The following is a 16,503-nucleotide window of genomic DNA, read 5'->3' as shown; positions in this document are numbered from 1 at the left end:
CCCGCAAACTTAGGGGGCTACCATAACCTATTGATTATTATAGGTTATCTGAAAATAATGCTTGTAAGTCATTGATTTATAAAGAATCGCAAACCGCCGCTTTTTCCTTCTTCAACCAGATAACCCCGGCTGAGACGCCGCGGCAGTGACACCGCAAGGCCGCCCCTGATGCCGGTTTCGATGTTGATCGACAACAAGCAAGACGGAGCGGATCAAGCAATTGAAGCGCGAAGTCAGCGAGTGCTGGATCAGCGGCTATTGATGGCCCTTTTACTTAACATAATATTTATTGTGCACCTACTTCCGGACAGGCACCGCCCGCAAACGCTGATGACATAAGGCCTTCGCGCTGGACCTATGCCGAGCTGCGTAAACTGGCCGATGACCACGAGGCGAAGCTGAAAACCTTGCAGCAGAAGGCTTTGACGGCGTTTTCGCACGGTGCACTGACCAGCTCTGCAGAGTTTTCAAGTTTGCTCGAGGCCTACCAGTCCGAGGCTTACACCCTGGGCATGCTGCACGGCGAGCTGATCGAGGGCCGGTTCCAATGACCGGGCCTGCGCCCGATGTGGCGAAGCTGCTGAAGCGCGATCGCTTGATCGCTCAGCGGATGGCGTATCGCCGGATCATGTTCGGGATCCCGACGCCGGGAACGCGGCCGCCGAAGCCGGTCGTGTTCCAGCCAGAGATCCACCGGCTGGAGCCTGGCCAGCCCGACAACCGTGCGCTGTATCGCTGGTGGTGCGACCGGCACAGCGGCAATACCGCGGTGATCGCCACCGTTACCGGCGTGACGGTCAGGACCGTCCAGCGCTGGCACGTCGACCAGGCGTTGCCGAAAGACGTGGCCTGCCTGCTCGACCAGGTCAGAAACGGATGTGCCGTCAGCTACGGCATGTTCCGTGGCAGTGGCAGCGCACGCCCGCAGTGGCGCGACGAAGTGACCGCTACCGGCGTGTTCGAGACGGAGAAGTTCCAGTGGTGACCGGGCTAGCTGCCTGCAGCCTCGGAAGCTTTGACGATCCGGCGCGCAGCGTCAATCAGCTCGCGATTCAATCGAGCGCGATCCGGAGTTGGCTCATAACCAAAGCCAAGCTGGCGACGCAGATGCGAGCGCATCGCCTTGACGATAAAGGTGTTGATCGAGACGCCTTCTGCAGCAGCAGCCGTCGCGATATCGGCATGCAGCCTATCGGGCAAACGCAGGTTGATGGCCATCAGAAATCCCCGGTTTTCGTGGTACCACCAAATCGAGGTTCATGGTACCAAGGTTTTGACCGAGTGCCAGCGGCCGGAAACGCTGATGCGGCAATGACTTCGACGGAGCGGAAACCGTTGAAAGTTCAGGTGTCCGTTGTCCGGTATATCGGACAAAGTGCGGGTTGTTACTGGAACCCGCACAGGCAGCTTTCGGCGCTGGTTACCGGTTGCATACATGCAACAAAGTTCGGGTTGTTACAGGCACCCGAACCGGCGGTGGGCGGCGCGGCCGCTCCGCCAGCCGCTGCCGCCTGCCGTGCCCCTGAACCCATGACCGAATCCAACCGCCAGGGAAAATCGGTTTTCCGGGGCACGGAATACCGGCAGCGCAGCGTCCGCAGCGGTCCCGCGACGCCTACCCTGCCGCTGCCGCCGCCCACGGTGCCGCAGGCGCCGGTCTCCGCTTCGCTGCCGTGGGGGCATGGCCCCCACACCCCGGCACGCGCACCAGGAGCCGTACAGAGCCTCGGCGGTGAGCCATGACGCGCCGCCCGAAGCGAACCGCCGCGCAGCTCAAGGCGAAGGTCGATGCGCAGCGCCGGATGCAGAGCGCCCGCGTCAACGCCCAGGCGCTGGATCGGGCAAAGGCCAAGACCGGCTCAGATGGGAAAACCGCGCAGCTGCTGCACACCACGCCGCAGCGCATCAGCGATTACCGAAAAGGCCGGCGACCAATGGGACCGGCTCAAGCCGCGCGACTCGCCTACTTCCTCGGCGATCCGATCCTGTCTTGCGTCGCCCTCGCCCTCGCAGATGCAACCAAAGTCAGCTAGGAACGGGAGTTTTGGTTGGACTTTTCTTCAGGAACGTGGCCCGGCAGCGATGTCGCCTATCGCCGTTGGGCTGATACGAAGTCTGTACTTCAGTACCCAATTTGGGGAGGATGAACCCATGAAGCCGCCTAAGACTGAATTATCTATTTATTGCGCCCAAAATCTTATAGCCCAATTGGCTTGCGGCAGATGTATCGCGACCCGGACCAGCGACTCAACACTTCAGCTGCGAGCACGTGCCCTCGCTTGCGTGGACGTCACCATATCGAGCCAGCGGCGCAGCATCGGCACGTTGGCGATGACCGCGGCAACAGCGGCAGCGGCGTCAGTCAACAGACGCCGCTGAAGTGTCAGCGCGCGTTCTGAATATCCAGAACCACGTTGTCCGAACGCACGCGACGCGCTTCCTTGGCCGAGTCCGAGCGGAACAATTCAAGCTGGCTCAGGTACTTGGCGTCGATATCCTGCGTCACGTAGTCGCCGGTGAACACCGAGCAGTCGAACGTCTGGATGCGCGAGTGCTTGTGGCGCACGGCTTCGATGAGGTCTTCGAGGTCCTGGAAGATCAGGCGATCGGCACCGAGCAGCAGTTCCAACTCGTCATGGCTGCGGCCGTGCGCCACCAGTTCCGAAACCGTTGGCATGTCGATGCCATAGACGTTCGGATAGCGCACCGGCGGCGCGGCCGAGGCGAAATACACCTTCTTGGCGCCGGCGTCGCGCGCCATCTGGATGATTTCCTGGCTCGTGGTGCCGCGCACGATCGAGTCGTCGACGAGCAGCACGTTCTTGCCGCGGAATTCGACGTCGACCGGGTTCAGCTTCTGGCGGACGCTCTTCTTGCGCTGCGCCTGCCCCGGCATGATGAAGGTTCGGCCGATGTAGCGGTTCTTGATGAAGCCTTCGCGGTAGTTCACGCCGAGCCGCGAAGCGAGTTCCGCGCCCGCGACGCGCGAGGTATCCGGAATCGGAATGACGACGTCGATGTCGTGATCCGGCCACTCGCGCAGAATCTTCTCGGCCAGCTTCACGCCCATGCGCAGCCGCGCCTTGTAGACGTAGATCTTGTCCATCACCGAGTCCGGGCGCGCCAGATACACGTGCTCGAAGATGCACGGCGAATAGACCGGATTGATGGCGCACTGGCGCACGTGGATCTGACCGTCGAGCGTGATGTAGACCGCCTCGCCCGGCTGGATGTCGGCGACCAGTTCGAAGCCGGCCGCGTCGAGCGCGACCGATTCCGACGCGATCATGTAATCCATGCCGTACGGGCCTTCGCGGCGGCCATAGACCACCGGGCGAATGCCATACGGGTCGCGGAAGCCGACGACGCCGTAGCCGCTGATCAGCGCCACGCAGGCATACGCGCCCTTGGCGCGCACATGGACACGCGACACCGCTTCGAAGATGTCGTCCGGCGACACCCGAAGTGCGCCGCTCATCATCAGTTCGTGCGCGAACACGTTCAGCAGCACTTCGGAGTCGGAATCCGTGTTCAGATGCCGGCGATCTTCGGCAAACAGCTCCTGCTTCAGCGTTTCGGCATTGGTCAGGTTGCCGTTGTGCGAGAGCGCGATACCGAACGGCGTGTTGGTGTAGAACGGCTGCGCTTCGGCGGACGTGGCGCAGCCCGCCGTCGGATAACGGACGTGGCCGATGCCCATGTTTCCGCGCAGGCGGATCATGTATTCGTCCTTGTTGAAGACGTCCCGCACGAGGCCGTTGTCCTTGTGCAGGTACAGCCGGTCGCCTTCACTGCTGATGATGCCGGCGGCGTCCTGGCCGCGATGCTGCAGCATCGTCAGGCCGTCGTAGATTTCCTGGTTGACCGGGTTTTTCGCAACGATTCCGACAATGCCGCACATGGCTGCTACTCCGATTCCGAATCAGGGGATGAGGCTTTCGACGTCGAGCTGGAAGCCAGCCAGTGTTTCGGAAGCAGGCTGTCGAGGCCCGCCGCCAGCGGGCGCAGATGCGGCATCAGCAGCGAGTGCTGCAAGGCCGGTTCCCGCCGGAGTTGCGTGCTGTCGACCAGCAACACCAGCAAGACCACGATCAAGGTGCCGCGCACGAAGCCGAAACCGCCGCCGAGCATGCGGTCGACGCCGGACAGTCCGGCGTCCGAGACGACGCGCGACAGCAACCAGATGATGAGCGCGCCGAGCAGCAGCACCACGAAGAAGATGCCGACGTGCGCGACAACGCTGCGCGCGACCGGCGATTCGATGTAAGGGACGAGGCGGTCGGCAAGGCTTGCGCCGTAGCGGAAGCTGAGGCCGATCGCAGCGATCCAGGCCGCAAGACTCAGGGCTTCGCGGACGAGCCCGCGCCAGATGCCGATCAGCAGAGAGATCACAACGATTCCGACGAAGACGTAATCCACCCAGATCATGCGGGACTCATGCTGCAAGGGCCTGTCGTGAGCGCGGCGCAGTTTATCATTGCAGGCTTGTTGCAGGCGGGCGTTCTGGTCGAATTGGCCGTGGTGCCTCGCTGCCGGATGCACCGCCGGAGTCGGTGCCGGGTTCGGTGTCGAGGCCGCGAATCCTGCGCGCGGGAAGCCGGTTCACCGGCGCGAAGAAGGTCGATGAAACTTAGTCCCGGTCGACATCTCTAAGCGTAAACTCAGTCGCAGGCTCAACCCGGTCACCCCATGCGCAGAACCCTGATCTCCCTGGCAGTCGCAGCGCTGACCGTCGTCAGCGCGGTTGGCAAGGCCGAGCAGCCGGTCATCGACCTGCCGCAGATCGGCAATCCTGCCGATCTGGCGCTGTCGCCGGCGGAAGAGGAGCAGATCGGCAAGCAGGTTGCCGGCGAGCTGTACTACTACAACTACGTGCTCGAGGACGTCGAAGTCTCGGAGTATCTCTACTCGCTGGGCTGGCGACTGGCCGGCTTCGGTACCGAGAAGCCACCGGATTTCAAGTTTTTCCTGATTGCCGACCCGCGGATCAACGCGTTCGCCCTGCCCGGCGCCTACATCGGCATGAATGCCGGCCTGTTGCTGGCCGCGCAGACCGAAAGCGAAGTCGCCGGCGTCATGGCGCACGAACAGGCTCACGTCACGCAGCGCCATGCCGCACGCGGCCAGAACGATGATCAGGTCGCCACGATCGCGACCTGGCTGGCCGTCATCGCCGCGATCATTGCCGGCTCGGCCAACCCGAATGTCGTGATCGGCGCGCTGTCGCTGGGTCAGGGCATCAATTACAACCGGCAGGTCAGCTACACCCGCGGCAATGAATTCGAGGCCGATCGGATCGGCATCCGCACCCTCGCCGCCGCCGGCTTCGACCCGAATGGCATGGCCAGCTTCTTCGCCAAGCTCGAGCAGCAGACGCGGCTGTACGGCAATCAGTTGCCCGAGATCCTGCTGACCCACCCGGTCAACACCACGCGCATTGCCGAGGCGCAGTCGCGCGCCGCCCAGTACCAGAAGCGCGAGGTCAAGAGTTCGCCCGATTTCGAGATCATGCGGGCGCGTATCCGCGTGCTGCTCGCCGATTCGCTGAGCCAGGTCGCCGGATTCTTTGCCGGCGAGCTGAACGCCGGCAAGGTCACGGCCGAAAACCAGTACGGTCTGGCGATGGCGCTGGCCGGTTCGGGCCAGTTCGTCGAGGCCGAAGCGGCGCTGGAGCCGCTGCAGAAGCTGGCGAACAAGACGATCAGCGTGCCGCTGCTGCAAGCCAGAATCCTGATCGGCCAGGGCAAGGTCGGCGACGGTCTCGCGCTGTATGAGCGCACGCTGGCTTCGGTGCCGCGGTATCCGCCCGCGATCATCGAGTACGCCGAAGCCCTGATCAATGCCGGCGAGCCCGATCAGGCGCGCAAGGTGCTGCTGTCGCACGAGCAGGCGCTCGGCACGCGGATCGATACGTATCGCCTGCTGGCCAGTGCTGCCCGTGCCAGCGGCAACATCGCCGAGGCGCAGTACCAGCAGGCGATCTACCTGAACGAGCGCGGCGACATCCGAGGCTCCCTGCAGCAGTTGAACGCCGGTTTGCGCGTGGCCAGCATCAGCACGCAGGATCGCTCGCGGTTGAGCGCCAAGCGTCAGGAAATTCTCGACCAGATTCCGCGCGATCAGCTCCGCCGCCTGCAGCGCGAGCCGGGTTGATCGACCACCGCATCGCCGGCCGTCGCCGCTCAGCCGCCGCGACGCGGCGCCGGGTTCAGAGATCGTCCCGCGCTGGGGCGATCGTGGCCCACTGCTTGCAGCTCGGACACTGCCAGAACAGCACGCTCGGCTTCAGCCCGCAGCTGCTGCAGGCATAGCGGGGCTGCTGCTGCAGCTTTTGCCGGAACGCGGCCAGAATCGGCTGTGCAGCAGTCGAACCGGCGGAATCGACTTCGATCCAGCGCAGCAGCGCGCGCCAGTTCGGGATGCTCGCCAGCCGCGTTGCAAGAAAGTCGGCGACGTCCCCACCCTGCTCGCTCATGACGTCGGCTCGCGCCAGTGCGACGGCCGTGGAGTCCGGATGATCGGCGACGGCGTCGTCGAGAAATTCGAGATAGCCGGCCTGGTCACCGGCCTCGGCATGGCAGCGCTTCAGGGGAGTCAGCACTTCCGGCAGATAGCGTCGATCCTGCTCGATCGCGCGAACATAGGCTTTTGCCGCCGTGCGCCAGTCCCGCTCGGCTTCGGCGAGCGATGCCAGCAACAGGCTGGCGCGCGCGCAGCCGTGGTCGATGTCGAGCGCCTTCAGAGCCTGATGCCGGGCCTTGTCGAGATCGCCGTCGTGGCGCGCGTTCTCCGCCAGCTCACAATGATGGTGGGCAATGCGGGCCGCCTGCGAGCGGCCGCGCACTGCCTGCAGGCGGGTTGCAGTGTCGATCGCGGCACGCCAGTCGCGGCCCTGTTCGTGCAGATCCAGCAGCAGTTCGAGCGCGGCTTCCAAGTGTTCGCCATGGCTGACCAGCGTCTGCAGCAGCGACTCCGCGCGGTCCATCACCCCGCCGCGCAGGAAATCCTGTGCAAGTTCAAGCCGGGCCGACGCCGAGTCCGCCGTGCTCAGCGCCGGCCTTGCCAGCACCGCCTCGTGCAGCTGGATTGCGCGATCCAGCTCGCCGCGCTTGCGGAACAGACTGCCGAGCGTCAGTTGCAGTTCGATCGTTTCGGAGTCGCCCGTGCCGGCACTGCGCGACTCGAGCGGACCCTGCATCGTCGTGGTGCGTTGCTCGTCGCTACCGCCCTGCCCGCGCCGCGCCAGCGCCAGACCCAGCACGATGCCGAGCGGCAACAGCGCCCACGACAGCAGCGTGGTCAGCATCGGGATCGCCTTCCGGTGGACATCGACGGTCCGGCGATCAGCGGCCGGAAGCCGCCAGCGGCAGGTTGCGCAGGTTCTTGAGTTCGGTCTCGCTGTCGCGCAACTGCTTGCGAAGTCGACGGATCTCCCGATGCAGACGCAGCATCCGGATGCCGCACAGCGCCAGGGTCACCAGCGCAGCTACGACGAAGCTCACCGCGATCAGCACCGCGACCCGGACTTCGACGCTTCCGAACAAGTAATGGAACGTGACGCGCTCGGCGTTGAAGTAACCGAGGCTGGCGCCGACGGTGAACACGAGAACCAGCAGCAGCACGGTCAGCAGACGGAGCATGGCGATGTTCGGCGTGTGGTGGACGCGTGCAGCTTACGCGCTGCAAGAAACGGGATGACGGCCTGTATCGGACGTCGCGCCGAGAATGACGGTTCAGAAGCGCTCAATCGCTCTTGATCGGCGTTGTCGCGATGCTCGCATTGACGCGCTCGCGCATTTCCTTGCCCGGCTTGAAGTGCGGGACATGCTTGGACGGAATGCGGACCGCTTCGCCCGTCTTCGGGTTGCGACCGACGCGGGACGGACGGCTGTGCAGCGCGAAACTGCCAAAACCGCGGATTTCGACCCGCTCTTCCTTGGCCAGCGCATTGCTGATCTGGTCCAGCACCAGCTTGACGGCGAGTTCGACGTCCTTTTGCATCAAATGCGTCTGCTTCAGCGCGAGCGCCTCGATCAACTCGGATTTGGTCATAAATGCGTTCGCGATCAAACCTTTGGGAAACCGGACGATAGTGAAAAAAAAGCACTGGCGCAACCCGGAGCGCCGCGATCGGGTGAAAAATGGCACAAAAAAAGAGCCGCGCTTGCGCGCGGCTCCTTTGATCCACGAAAAGCGCTGGCTTAGTTGCCGTCGCCGCCGCCGATCTGTTCCTTCAGCAGGTCGCCCAGGCTGGTCTTGCCGGTCGAAGCGTTGCGGCTGTACTCGGCCACGGCTTCTTCCTCTTCCTGGATTTCCTTCGCCCGGACCGACAGCGTCACGATGCGGTTCTTGCGATCCACACCGATGAAGCGCGACTCCAGCGTCTGGCCGACCGACAGCACCTTGGTGGCATCTTCCACGCGCTCGCGCGACAGATCGCCCGCCTTGATGTAGCCCTCGACACCGCCTGCGAGGGTGATGACGGCGCCCTTCGCATCGACTTCCTTGACCGTGCCCTTGACGAGCTGGCCCTTCTGGTTGTCGGCGAGGAACATCGTCAGCGGATCCTGACCCAGCTGCTTGATGCCGAGGCTGATGCGCTCGCGCGCACCGTCGATGGCGAGCACGGTGGCTTCCAGTTCCTGACCCTTCGAGTAGCGACGGACGGCGGTCTCACCCGGCTCGTTCCAATCCAGATCGGACAGGTGGACGAGACCGTCGATGCCGCCATCCAGACCGATGAAGATGCCGAAGTCGGTGATCGACTTGATCTGGCCCTTGACCTTGTCGCCCTTCTGGAAGTTCTGCGAGAACTCTTCCCACGGATTCGGCACGCACTGCTTCATGCCGAGGCTGATGCGGCGGCGCTCTTCGTCGATGTCGAGAATCATGACTTCGACTTCGTCGCCCAGGTGCACCAGCTTGCCCGGGTTGACGTTCTTGTTGGTCCAGTCCATTTCGGACACGTGGACCAGGCCTTCAACGCCCGGCTCGATTTCGACGAACGCGCCGTAATCGGTGATGTTGGTGATCTTGCCGAACAGGCGGGTCTTTTCCGGGTAGCGACGTTCGATGTCGACCCACGGATCAGCGCCCAGCTGCTTCAGGCCGAGCGACACGCGGCGACGCTCGCGGTCGTACTTCAGGACCTTGACTTCGATTTCCACGCCCACGGTCACGACTTCCGCCGGATCCTTGATGCGCTTCCAGGTCATGTCGGTGATGTGCAGCAGGCCGTCGATGCCGCCGAGGTCGACGAACGCGCCGTACTCGACGAGGTTCTTGACCACGCCGCGCAGGATCGCGCCTTCCTGGAGCTTCTCGAGCAGCATGTCGCGCTCGGCCGAGTATTCGGCTTCGAGCACTTCACGACGCGAGACGACGACGTTGTTGCGCAGGCGATCGAGCTTGATCACCTTGAACTCGAGCGGCTTGCCTTCGAGGTACGCGGTGTCGCGGACCGGACGGACGTCGACCAGCGAGCCCGGCAGGAACGCGCGGACGTTGCCGATATCGACGGTGAAACCGCCCTTGACCTTGCCGGTGATGATGCCGATGACGGTTTCCTTGCCCTCGAACGCCTTCGTGAGGCGGTCCCAGGTCCGGATGCGCTCGGCCTTTTCCTTGCTGAAGCGGGTTTCGCCGAAGCCGTCTTCGACGGTTTCCAGCGCCACTTCGATGCGGTCGCCGACCATCACCGTTGCCGGTGCGCCGTCGACCATGAATTCGGCGATCGGGATGACGCCTTCGGACTTGAGTCCGGCGTCGACGATCACGACATCAGCCTTCACTTCGAGGACCAGCGCCGAAACGATGGTGCCAGGCTGCATCGACTGGCCGCCCGAGAGGCTCTGTTCGAACATCTCGGCAAAACTGAGTTCAGCAAAACTATCGATCATTCAGCAAGCTCTTTAAGTTGGTAACGCTTCCAAATCGCCACCCTGGCAACCTGGTCTGAGATTTGAGGACCGCCATCCTGGCCGTCCGCTTCGGCTTGAATGCCGCTTCAGTCGACGAGTTGCCGGGATTTCAGCAACGCTTCGATTTCGGTCAGCACTTCCGGCACACCCATCTGCGTGGTGTCGATGATCACGGCGTCTGGCGCGGCCGCAAGCGGTGCCACGGCACGCTTGCGATCGCGCTCGTCGCGAGCACGAACCTCCGCAAAGAGGTCTGTCAATTTAACACTTGCGCCTTTTTTGCTCAACTGACGGTAGCGCCGCTCGGCCCGCGCCTCGGCGCTGGCATCGAGAAACACCTTCAGCACGGCGTCCGGGAAGACGATCGTGCCCATGTCGCGGCCATCGGCGATCAGGCCCGGTGCGGTCCGGAAGTCCCGCTGGCGCTGCATCAGCGCGTCACGAACCACCGATGCCGTCGCGATCTTCGACGCCAGATTGCCGGTTTCCTCGGCCCGGATCTCGTGCGTCCAGTCCTGACCATCGACCAGGATTGCCTCGTCGGCCTCGGTTTCGCCGACGAAACGGATGTCGAGCCCGCCGGCGAGCGCGGCCACTGCATCGGCCTGATCGAGCGGCACAGCCGCGTGGGTTGCTGCGAGCGCGAGGATCCGATACAGCGCGCCGCTGTCGAGCCGATGCCAGCCGGTGCGCGATGCCAGCCAGCGCGTCGCCATCCCCTTGCCGACGCCGCTGGGGCCGTCGACCGCGATCACCGGGATGACGGGTCGAGTCACGAGGCCTGTTGCTCCGCGATCTTGAGGCCAGCTCCGGCCATCAGGCCGACAAAGCCGGGGAACGATGTGTTGACGTTGGCGCAGTCGAGAATCGTGATCGCGCCAGACGCCCGCAGCGCGGCCACGGCGAAGCTCATCGCGATGCGGTGGTCGCCTTTCGAATCGACCGTACCGGAACCGATCGGTGCGGCGGTGCCCCGCCCGGTGATGACGGCGCCGTCGGGGCGCGCAATGGCCGATACCCCGAGCGCGGTCAGGCCATCGCACATCGCGGCGATGCGGTCCGATTCCTTGACGCGCAGTTCCTCGGCACCGGTGACCACGGTGACGCCGGTCGCGCAGGCCGCAGCGACGAACACGGCCGGGAATTCGTCGATCGCCGACGCCACCACGTCCCCACCGATTTCAATGCCTTGCAGCTGCGCACCCTGCACGCGCAGGTCGGCCACCGGCTCGCCGCCGAGCAGGCGCTCGTGGGTCAGCGTGATCGTGGCACCCATGCTGCGCAGGATGTCGATGATGCCGGTGCGGGTCGGATTGATGCCGACGGCCGTTAGCGTGATGTCCGACCCCGGCACGATCGCGGCGGCGACCATCGGAAACGTCGCCGACGAGATATCGGCCGGCACTTCGATGTTCGTGGCCTTCAGCGACTGGCCGCCCTGCACCGCCGCGTAACCCGGCTTGGCGTCGACCTCGACTCCGAAGCCGCGCAGCATCCGCTCGGTGTGATCGCGGGATGGTTCCGGTTCCGTGACGATGGTCCTGCCAGTCGCATAAAGGCCGGCGAGCAGGATGCCGCTCTTGACCTGCGCGCTCGCAACCGGCGAGTCGTACGAAATCGCGTTCAGGCCGGCGGCCGGCGAAAACGTCAGCGGTGACGTGCCTTTCTCGGTCGTCGCGATCACGGCGCCCATGGTCCGCAGCGGGTCGACGATTCGGCGCATCGGCCGCTTCGACAGCGACGAATCACCGATGAGCGTCGTCTCGAAACCCTGCGCCGCCATCAGCCCCGACATCAGGCGCATCGAGGTGCCCGAGTTGCCGAGATCCAGCGGACCGGTCGGCGCCTTCAGGCCATGCAGGCCGACGCCGTGAACGCGCAGGTGCGTCGGCCCGAGCTGCTCGATGCGGACCCCCATCGCCTGGAACGCCTTCATCGTGCACAGGCAGTCCTCGCCCGTCAGGAAGCCGGTGACTTCGGACACGCCTTCGGCCAGCGAACCGAGCATGACCGCACGATGCGAGATCGACTTGTCACCCGGCACGCGCAAGGTCCCCGACAACTGTCCGCCGGGCTGCACGACAAAGGTCAAACCGGGTCCTTCAGAGCTCATGTTCGTTCAATGGTCATTCGATGGTCGTTATGGCACGCAATTCATTCGATTCGAGTCAGGTGCCGCTCGCGCGCCGCCCGGGCGCGCTCGAACACGGCGCGCATCTCGTCCCAGCGATCGGTCTCGATCATCGCCAGCAGCCGGCTCAGTTCATCGATCTGCCGGCGCAGCAGTTCGGCCACCGGCTGCGCGTTCGCCCGCAGGATGTCATGCCACATGCGCGGGCTCGACGACGCGATCCGGGTGAAATCGCGAAAGCCGCCGCCAGCGTTCGGAAAGATGTCGGCATCCGCGCCTTCAAGCTGGTCGAGCATGTCGACGAAGCTGTAGGCCAGCAGATGCGGCAAGTGCGAGGTCGCGGCGAAGATCGCGTCATGCCGGGTCGCGTCCATCTTGACCACGCGGGCACCGGTGGCCGCCCACAGCGCCTCGACCGTCGCCAGCGCCTCGGCATCCTGTGCCGGATGCGGCGTCAGGATCAGACGATGCTTGCGAAACAGATCGGCCTTCGCGTGCGCGACACCGCTCTTTTCGGTGCCGGCGATTGGGTGAGCCGCGACGAACCGCGGCGGGATGTCGCCGAACACCGACAGCACGGCATCGAGCACGGACTGCTTGGTACTGCCGACATCGGTCAGGATCGTGTCCGGCCCGAGCCCGGCCTTGCACTCGGCAATCGCCGCCGCCGTCGCCAGCACCGGGACGGCAATCACCGCCACGTCGGCGCCGTGCACGGCATCGGCGGCATCAGTCCCGGCGCGATCGATCACCCCGAGTTCCAGCGCCAGCCGAATCTGCTCCGGATCGCGGTCGTAGCCGGCGATTTCGGACACGACACCGGCGTCGCGCAGCGCCCGCGCCAGCGAGCCGCCGATCAGGCCAAGCCCGACGACGGCGAGGCGAATCGCGGGCGCCGAGGCGTTCACGCCGCGAGCGCTGCCTTCAGCGCGGTCAGGAAGCGCGTGTTCTCGGCCGCGGTGCCGATGCTGACGCGCAGCCAGGTCGGCATGCCGTACGAGGCCATCGGGCGGACGATCACGCCGCGTTCGAGCAGGCCCTTGTGGATCGGCGCGGCGTCGCGACCGAGGTTGAAGGTCAGGAAGTTGGCCTGCGACGGCAGCACGCTCAAGCCCAGTGCCGCGAATTCCGCCTTGATCCGCGCCATCTCGGTGCGGTTCAGTTCGACGGCTTTCGCGACGTGCTCCTGATCCCCGAGCGCCACTTCGGCCGCCTGCAGCGCCAGCATGTTCAGGTTGAACGGCTGACGGACGCGGTTCAGCAGGTCGGCCACGCTCGGGTGCGACAGCGCATAGCCGGCACGCAGACCGGCCAAGCCATAAGTCTTCGAGAACGTGCGGGTGATGACGAGATTCGGGTAGCGGTCGAGCCAGGCGCGGCTGTCCGGCTTCAACGACGGGTCGAAGTACTCGATGTACGCCTCGTCGAGCACCACCAGGGTCGATGCCGGCACTTGGGCGATGAACGCTTCGAGCGGCCCCGGCTCGACCCACGTTCCGGTGGGATTGTTCGGGTTTGCGATCATCACCACGCTGACGTCCGGCGTGAGCGCAGCCGCGAGTGCCTCGAGATCATGACCGAACGGCATCGTCGGATGATCGGCCGGCAGTGCCTTGGCCACGATCGCCTCGGCGTTCTGCGCCAGGGTCGCCAGCGGATAGACCGCGAAGCAGTACTCCGAGAACAGCGCCTTGCGGCCCGGGCCGAGGAAGACGCGGGCAATGAATTCCAGCAGGTCGTTCGAACCGTTGCCGAGCGTGATCCGCGAAGAGTCGATGTCGTGGAATTCGCTGATCTTCTTCTTGAGACGGAAGCCGCCGCCGTCCGGATACAGCGAGACATTGCCGCTGGCCGCGTGCTCGGCGAGTGCGGCCTTGACCTTGGCACTCGGCCCCAGCGGATTCTCGTTCGACGCCAGCTTGATCACGTCGCTCAAGCCGAGGCGGCGCTGCAGTTCGTCGATCGGCATGCCGGGCGAGTACGGCTCCAACGCCAGGACGCCGGCGAGGGCATTCTTCAGAAACGGTTGTTCGGTCGTGGTCATGTGACTCATCGGACAATCAGGAATTCGGATCCGGCAGTTCGGGCGCGGCGTGCCCGGATTTTCTCGCGTTTCGCGCTGGCGCGCGCTGGCGCCCGCGGCGGCAGCGCGCGGCGCTCAGACCACGGCCCGCGGGTACGAGCCCAGCACGCGGAAGAACGCGGCGCGCTTCTGCACTTCCTCCAGCGCGTTGGCGACCAGCGGTTCGGCGCGATGGCCTTCGACATCGAGGAAAAAGTTGTAGTCCCAGATGCCGCGGCGGCTCGGTCGCGATTCGATCTTCGACAGGTTGATGCCGGCCTTGGCGAACGGCTCCAGCAGACGGAACAGCGCGCCGGCCTCGCCGCCGCTCGGTGCGGAGCAGACCAGCGACGTGCGGTCGGCACCGGTCACTTCGGGCTGCTGGCGGCCGATCACGAGGAAGCGCGTCGTGTTGTTCGGATCGTCCTCGATGTTCGCCGCCAGCCCGTGCAGCTGGTAGCGCTCGCCGGCGGCAACGCTGGCAATCGCGGCGCCGTGGCCGGCTTCGGACACCAGCTTGGCGGCAGCACCATTGCTCGAGACCGGTTCGCGCGGCACGCCCGGCAGCCGGGCATCGAGCCAGCGACGGCACTGCGCGAGCGACTGCGGATGCGCGTAGACCACCTTGACGTCGGCCAGCGTGTCATGCGGCGACAGCAGCTGGTGATGCACCGGCAGCCAGACTTCGCCGCAGATGCTCAGCGGTGTCGTCGCCAGCAGGTCGAGCGTGGAATTGACCACGCCTTCGGTGGAGTTCTCGATCGGCACGACACCATAGGCGGCGGCGCCGGCTTCGACATCGCGGAAGATGTCGTCGATCGCCGCCACCGCGCGGGCCGCGACCTGGGCGCCGAACTGCTTGTAGACCGCGGCCTGCGTATAGGTGCCTTCCGGTCCGAGATAGGCCACCGACAGCGGCGATTCGAGCGCCAGACAGGCCGACATGATTTCGCGCATCAGCTTGGCCATGACCTCGTCCGGCAGCGGGCCGCCGAGTTCGCGGTTGCGCTCCATCGCCTTCTTCAGCACCTCGGCCTCGCGCGCCGGGCGATAGTGATCGCCGGTGGCGCCGCTCGCGACCTTGATCTCGCGCACCTGTTCGGCCACGCGGGCGCGACGCGCGATCAGCGCCTGCAGCTCGGCGTCGATGGCATCGATCGCGGCGCGGGCTTCCGGCAGGGTATTCAGCTTCATCGAGTGCAACCTCCGATCACGCGCGTGCCGCGCACCGTCGTGAATCCGCGGACCTGATGCAGGCGCTGCGTCAGCCGCGCGTCCGCACGAATTCCTTCATGTAGTCGACCAGTGCCGCGCAGCCGGCTTCCGGCATCGCGTTGTAGATCGACGCGCGCAGGCCGCCGACGATGCGGTGCCCCTTCAGGCCCGGCATGCCGGCGGCCGCCGCACCCTTGACGAATTCGGCGTCGAGCGTGCTGTCGGCGAGCGTCCAGACCACGTTCATCCACGAGCGGTCGGCCCGGGCCACCGGGTTGGTGTAGAACGGCTCGCTGTCGATGTAGTCGTAGATCAGCGACGACTTGCGGCGATTGCGCTCGCCGATCACGGCCAGCCCGCCTTCGGACTTGATCCACTTGGTGACGAGGCCGGAGACGTACCACGAGAACGTCGACGGCGTGTTCAGCATCGAATCGTTGTCGGCCACCGCCTTGTAATCGAAGATCGACGGCGCCAGCGGGTTGCAGGTGCCGAGCAGGTCTTCGCGGATGATGACGAAGGTGATGCCGGCCGGGCCGGCATTCTTCTGCGCACCGGCGTAGATCACGCCGAACTTCGAGACATCGAGCGGTCGCGACAGGAAGCTGGACGAGAAATCCGCGACCAGCGGCACGCTGCCAACATCCGGAATGCTGTGGAACTCGACGCCTTCGATGGTCTCGTTCGGCGTGTAGTGCACGTAGGCCGCATTCGGATCGAGCGTCCAGGTCTCGCGTGCCGGCACCTGATTGAACGTCGCAGGCTTGGCCGCGGTGTTGGCTTGACCCCACTTGGCGCACTCCTTCACCGCCTTGACGCCCCAGGCGCCGTTGACGATGTAGTCGCCACTCTTGCCGTTCAGCAGGTTCAGCGGCACCGCCGCGAACTGGCCGGTCGCCCCGCCCTGCATGAACAGCACCTTGTAGTTCGCCGGGATGCTCAGGACTTCGCGCAGGTCCGCTTCCGCTTCGGTCGCGATCGACATGAACGGCTTGTCGCGGTGCGACATCTCCATCACCGACATGCCGGTGCCGCGCCAGTCGAGCAGCTCTTCGCGAACCTGTTCGAGCACGGGAACCGGCAGGGTCGACGGGCCGGCGCTGAAATTGAAAACTCGAGTCATGGGGTTGTTTTGTCGTGTTCTGAACCACGGCCGCGTCCCTGAGACGCGGCCT

At 64.9% G+C, this 16,503-nt stretch carries 17 protein-coding genes; 4 read left to right on the top strand and 13 right to left on the bottom strand.

The genetic code is table 11. From position 1 onward, the window contains the following. Positions 1 to 407 precede the first annotated feature (407 nt). Positions 408 to 551: a hypothetical protein gene (locus tag QZ951_RS20310; protein ID WP_293003975.1), complete on the top strand. Its 144-nt coding sequence runs from the start codon at positions 408 to 410 to the stop codon at positions 549 to 551. Beyond that, positions 548 to 985: a hypothetical protein gene (locus QZ951_RS20305; protein WP_293003973.1), complete on the top strand. Its 438-nt coding sequence runs from the start codon at positions 548 to 550 to the stop codon at positions 983 to 985. The genes QZ951_RS20310 and QZ951_RS20305 overlap by 4 nt, the downstream gene beginning before the upstream one ends. 5 nt (positions 986 to 990) lie before the next feature. Here the strand turns inward: QZ951_RS20305 and QZ951_RS20300 are convergent, their stop codons facing one another. Further along, positions 991 to 1,218 carry a YlcI/YnfO family protein gene (locus tag QZ951_RS20300; protein WP_293003971.1) on the bottom strand — a complete coding sequence of 76 codons (228 nt, stop codon included), beginning with the start codon at positions 1,216 to 1,218 and terminating at the stop codon, positions 991 to 993. A gap of 521 nt (positions 1,219 to 1,739) precedes the next feature. Between QZ951_RS20300 and QZ951_RS20295 the strand changes: the two genes are divergently transcribed. Continuing rightward, entirely contained in the window at positions 1,740 to 2,033 is a 294-nt protein-coding gene (locus QZ951_RS20295) for a hypothetical protein (protein ID WP_293003969.1), read from the top strand. Between the two features lie 350 nt (positions 2,034 to 2,383). On the opposite strand, the gene purF is transcribed toward QZ951_RS20295, so the two are convergent. Together purF and QZ951_RS20285 are read right to left on the bottom strand one after the other, a co-directional pair. Beyond that, positions 2,384 to 3,901, bottom strand: coding sequence for an amidophosphoribosyltransferase (gene purF, locus QZ951_RS20290; RefSeq protein WP_293003967.1), 1,518 nt, complete (start codon positions 3,899 to 3,901; stop codon positions 2,384 to 2,386). 5 nt (positions 3,902 to 3,906) lie between these two features. After that, a complete protein-coding gene (locus QZ951_RS20285; RefSeq protein WP_293003965.1) occupies positions 3,907 to 4,428 on the bottom strand; it encodes a CvpA family protein in 522 nt (173 codons plus the stop codon). 261 nt (positions 4,429 to 4,689) lie between these two features. Here QZ951_RS20285 and QZ951_RS20280 point away from each other — a divergent pair, with 261 nt between their 5' ends. Then, entirely contained in the window at positions 4,690 to 6,153 is a 1,464-nt protein-coding gene (locus QZ951_RS20280) for a M48 family metalloprotease (RefSeq protein WP_293003963.1), read from the top strand. A 55-nt stretch (positions 6,154 to 6,208) separates the two neighbouring features. Here QZ951_RS20280 and QZ951_RS20275 read toward each other — a convergent pair whose 3' ends face one another. From QZ951_RS20275 to serC, 10 genes are all read right to left on the bottom strand, one after another. Further along, on the bottom strand, positions 6,209 to 7,306 hold the full coding sequence (locus QZ951_RS20275; RefSeq protein WP_293003961.1) for a hypothetical protein: 1,098 nt from the start codon (positions 7,304 to 7,306) through the stop codon (positions 6,209 to 6,211). 37 nt (positions 7,307 to 7,343) lie between these two features. Continuing rightward, positions 7,344 to 7,640 carry a lipopolysaccharide assembly LapA domain-containing protein gene (locus QZ951_RS20270; protein WP_293003959.1) on the bottom strand — a complete coding sequence of 99 codons (297 nt, stop codon included), beginning with the start codon at positions 7,638 to 7,640 and terminating at the stop codon, positions 7,344 to 7,346. Positions 7,641 to 7,743: 103 nt separating this feature from the next. Next, positions 7,744 to 8,052 carry an integration host factor subunit beta gene (locus QZ951_RS20265; RefSeq protein WP_293003977.1) on the bottom strand — a complete coding sequence of 103 codons (309 nt, stop codon included), beginning with the start codon at positions 8,050 to 8,052 and terminating at the stop codon, positions 7,744 to 7,746. A gap of 149 nt (positions 8,053 to 8,201) precedes the next feature. Beyond that, positions 8,202 to 9,899: a 30S ribosomal protein S1 gene (rpsA, locus tag QZ951_RS20260; protein ID WP_293003957.1), complete on the bottom strand. Its 1,698-nt coding sequence runs from the start codon at positions 9,897 to 9,899 to the stop codon at positions 8,202 to 8,204. 107 nt (positions 9,900 to 10,006) lie between these two features. Then, entirely contained in the window at positions 10,007 to 10,696 is a 690-nt protein-coding gene (cmk, locus tag QZ951_RS20255; protein ID WP_293003955.1) for a (d)CMP kinase, read from the bottom strand. Next, positions 10,693 to 12,033, bottom strand: coding sequence for a 3-phosphoshikimate 1-carboxyvinyltransferase (gene aroA, locus QZ951_RS20250; protein ID WP_293003953.1), 1,341 nt, complete (start codon positions 12,031 to 12,033; stop codon positions 10,693 to 10,695). The genes cmk and aroA overlap by 4 nt, the downstream gene beginning before the upstream one ends. A 41-nt stretch (positions 12,034 to 12,074) precedes the next feature. Continuing rightward, a complete protein-coding gene (locus QZ951_RS20245) occupies positions 12,075 to 12,959 on the bottom strand; it encodes a prephenate dehydrogenase/arogenate dehydrogenase family protein (RefSeq protein WP_293003951.1) in 885 nt (294 codons plus the stop codon). Beyond that, positions 12,956 to 14,095, bottom strand: a complete 1,140-nt coding sequence (gene hisC / locus QZ951_RS20240; RefSeq protein ID WP_293003949.1) for a histidinol-phosphate transaminase — start codon at positions 14,093 to 14,095, stop codon at positions 12,956 to 12,958. Before hisC ends, QZ951_RS20245 begins: the two co-directional genes overlap by 4 nt. A 114-nt stretch (positions 14,096 to 14,209) precedes the next feature. Then, positions 14,210 to 15,307 carry a prephenate dehydratase gene (gene pheA, locus QZ951_RS20235; protein WP_293003947.1) on the bottom strand — a complete coding sequence of 366 codons (1,098 nt, stop codon included), beginning with the start codon at positions 15,305 to 15,307 and terminating at the stop codon, positions 14,210 to 14,212. Positions 15,308 to 15,377: 70 nt separating this feature from the next. Further along, entirely contained in the window at positions 15,378 to 16,451 is a 1,074-nt protein-coding gene (gene serC / locus QZ951_RS20230) for a 3-phosphoserine/phosphohydroxythreonine transaminase (RefSeq protein ID WP_293003945.1), read from the bottom strand. Positions 16,452 to 16,503: the final 52 nt, after the last annotated feature.

This window comes from Nevskia sp., from assembly GCF_021732705.1.
Taxonomy (GTDB): Bacteria; Pseudomonadota; Gammaproteobacteria; order Nevskiales; family Nevskiaceae; genus Nevskia.
This window is presented reverse-complemented; position numbering and strand designations above follow the sequence as displayed.

Excerpts from the sequence above, each read along its gene's own strand:
- QZ951_RS20305 (WP_293003973.1), top strand. The coding sequence starts at position 548 with ATGACCGGGCCTGCGCCCGATGTGGCGAAGCTGCTGAAGCGCGATCGC.
- serC (WP_293003945.1), bottom strand. The coding sequence starts at position 16,451 with ATGACTCGAGTTTTCAATTTCAGCGCCGGCCCGTCGACCCTGCCGGTT.
- rpsA (WP_293003957.1), bottom strand. The coding sequence starts at position 9,899 with ATGATCGATAGTTTTGCTGAACTCAGTTTTGCCGAGATGTTCGAACAG.
- QZ951_RS20265 (WP_293003977.1), bottom strand. The coding sequence starts at position 8,052 with ATGACCAAATCCGAGTTGATCGAGGCGCTCGCGCTGAAGCAGACGCAT.
- QZ951_RS20300 (WP_293003971.1), bottom strand. The coding sequence starts at position 1,218 with ATGGCCATCAACCTGCGTTTGCCCGATAGGCTGCATGCCGATATCGCG.
- QZ951_RS20275 (WP_293003961.1), bottom strand. The coding sequence starts at position 7,306 with ATGCTGACCACGCTGCTGTCGTGGGCGCTGTTGCCGCTCGGCATCGTG.
- hisC (WP_293003949.1), bottom strand. The coding sequence starts at position 14,095 with ATGACCACGACCGAACAACCGTTTCTGAAGAATGCCCTCGCCGGCGTC.
- aroA (WP_293003953.1), bottom strand. The coding sequence starts at position 12,033 with ATGAGCTCTGAAGGACCCGGTTTGACCTTTGTCGTGCAGCCCGGCGGA.
- pheA (WP_293003947.1), bottom strand. The coding sequence starts at position 15,307 with ATGAAGCTGAATACCCTGCCGGAAGCCCGCGCCGCGATCGATGCCATC.
- QZ951_RS20270 (WP_293003959.1), bottom strand. The coding sequence starts at position 7,640 with ATGCTCCGTCTGCTGACCGTGCTGCTGCTGGTTCTCGTGTTCACCGTC.
- purF (WP_293003967.1), bottom strand. The coding sequence starts at position 3,901 with ATGTGCGGCATTGTCGGAATCGTTGCGAAAAACCCGGTCAACCAGGAA.
- QZ951_RS20295 (WP_293003969.1), top strand. The coding sequence starts at position 1,740 with ATGACGCGCCGCCCGAAGCGAACCGCCGCGCAGCTCAAGGCGAAGGTC.
- QZ951_RS20280 (WP_293003963.1), top strand. The coding sequence starts at position 4,690 with ATGCGCAGAACCCTGATCTCCCTGGCAGTCGCAGCGCTGACCGTCGTC.
- QZ951_RS20285 (WP_293003965.1), bottom strand. The coding sequence starts at position 4,428 with ATGATCTGGGTGGATTACGTCTTCGTCGGAATCGTTGTGATCTCTCTG.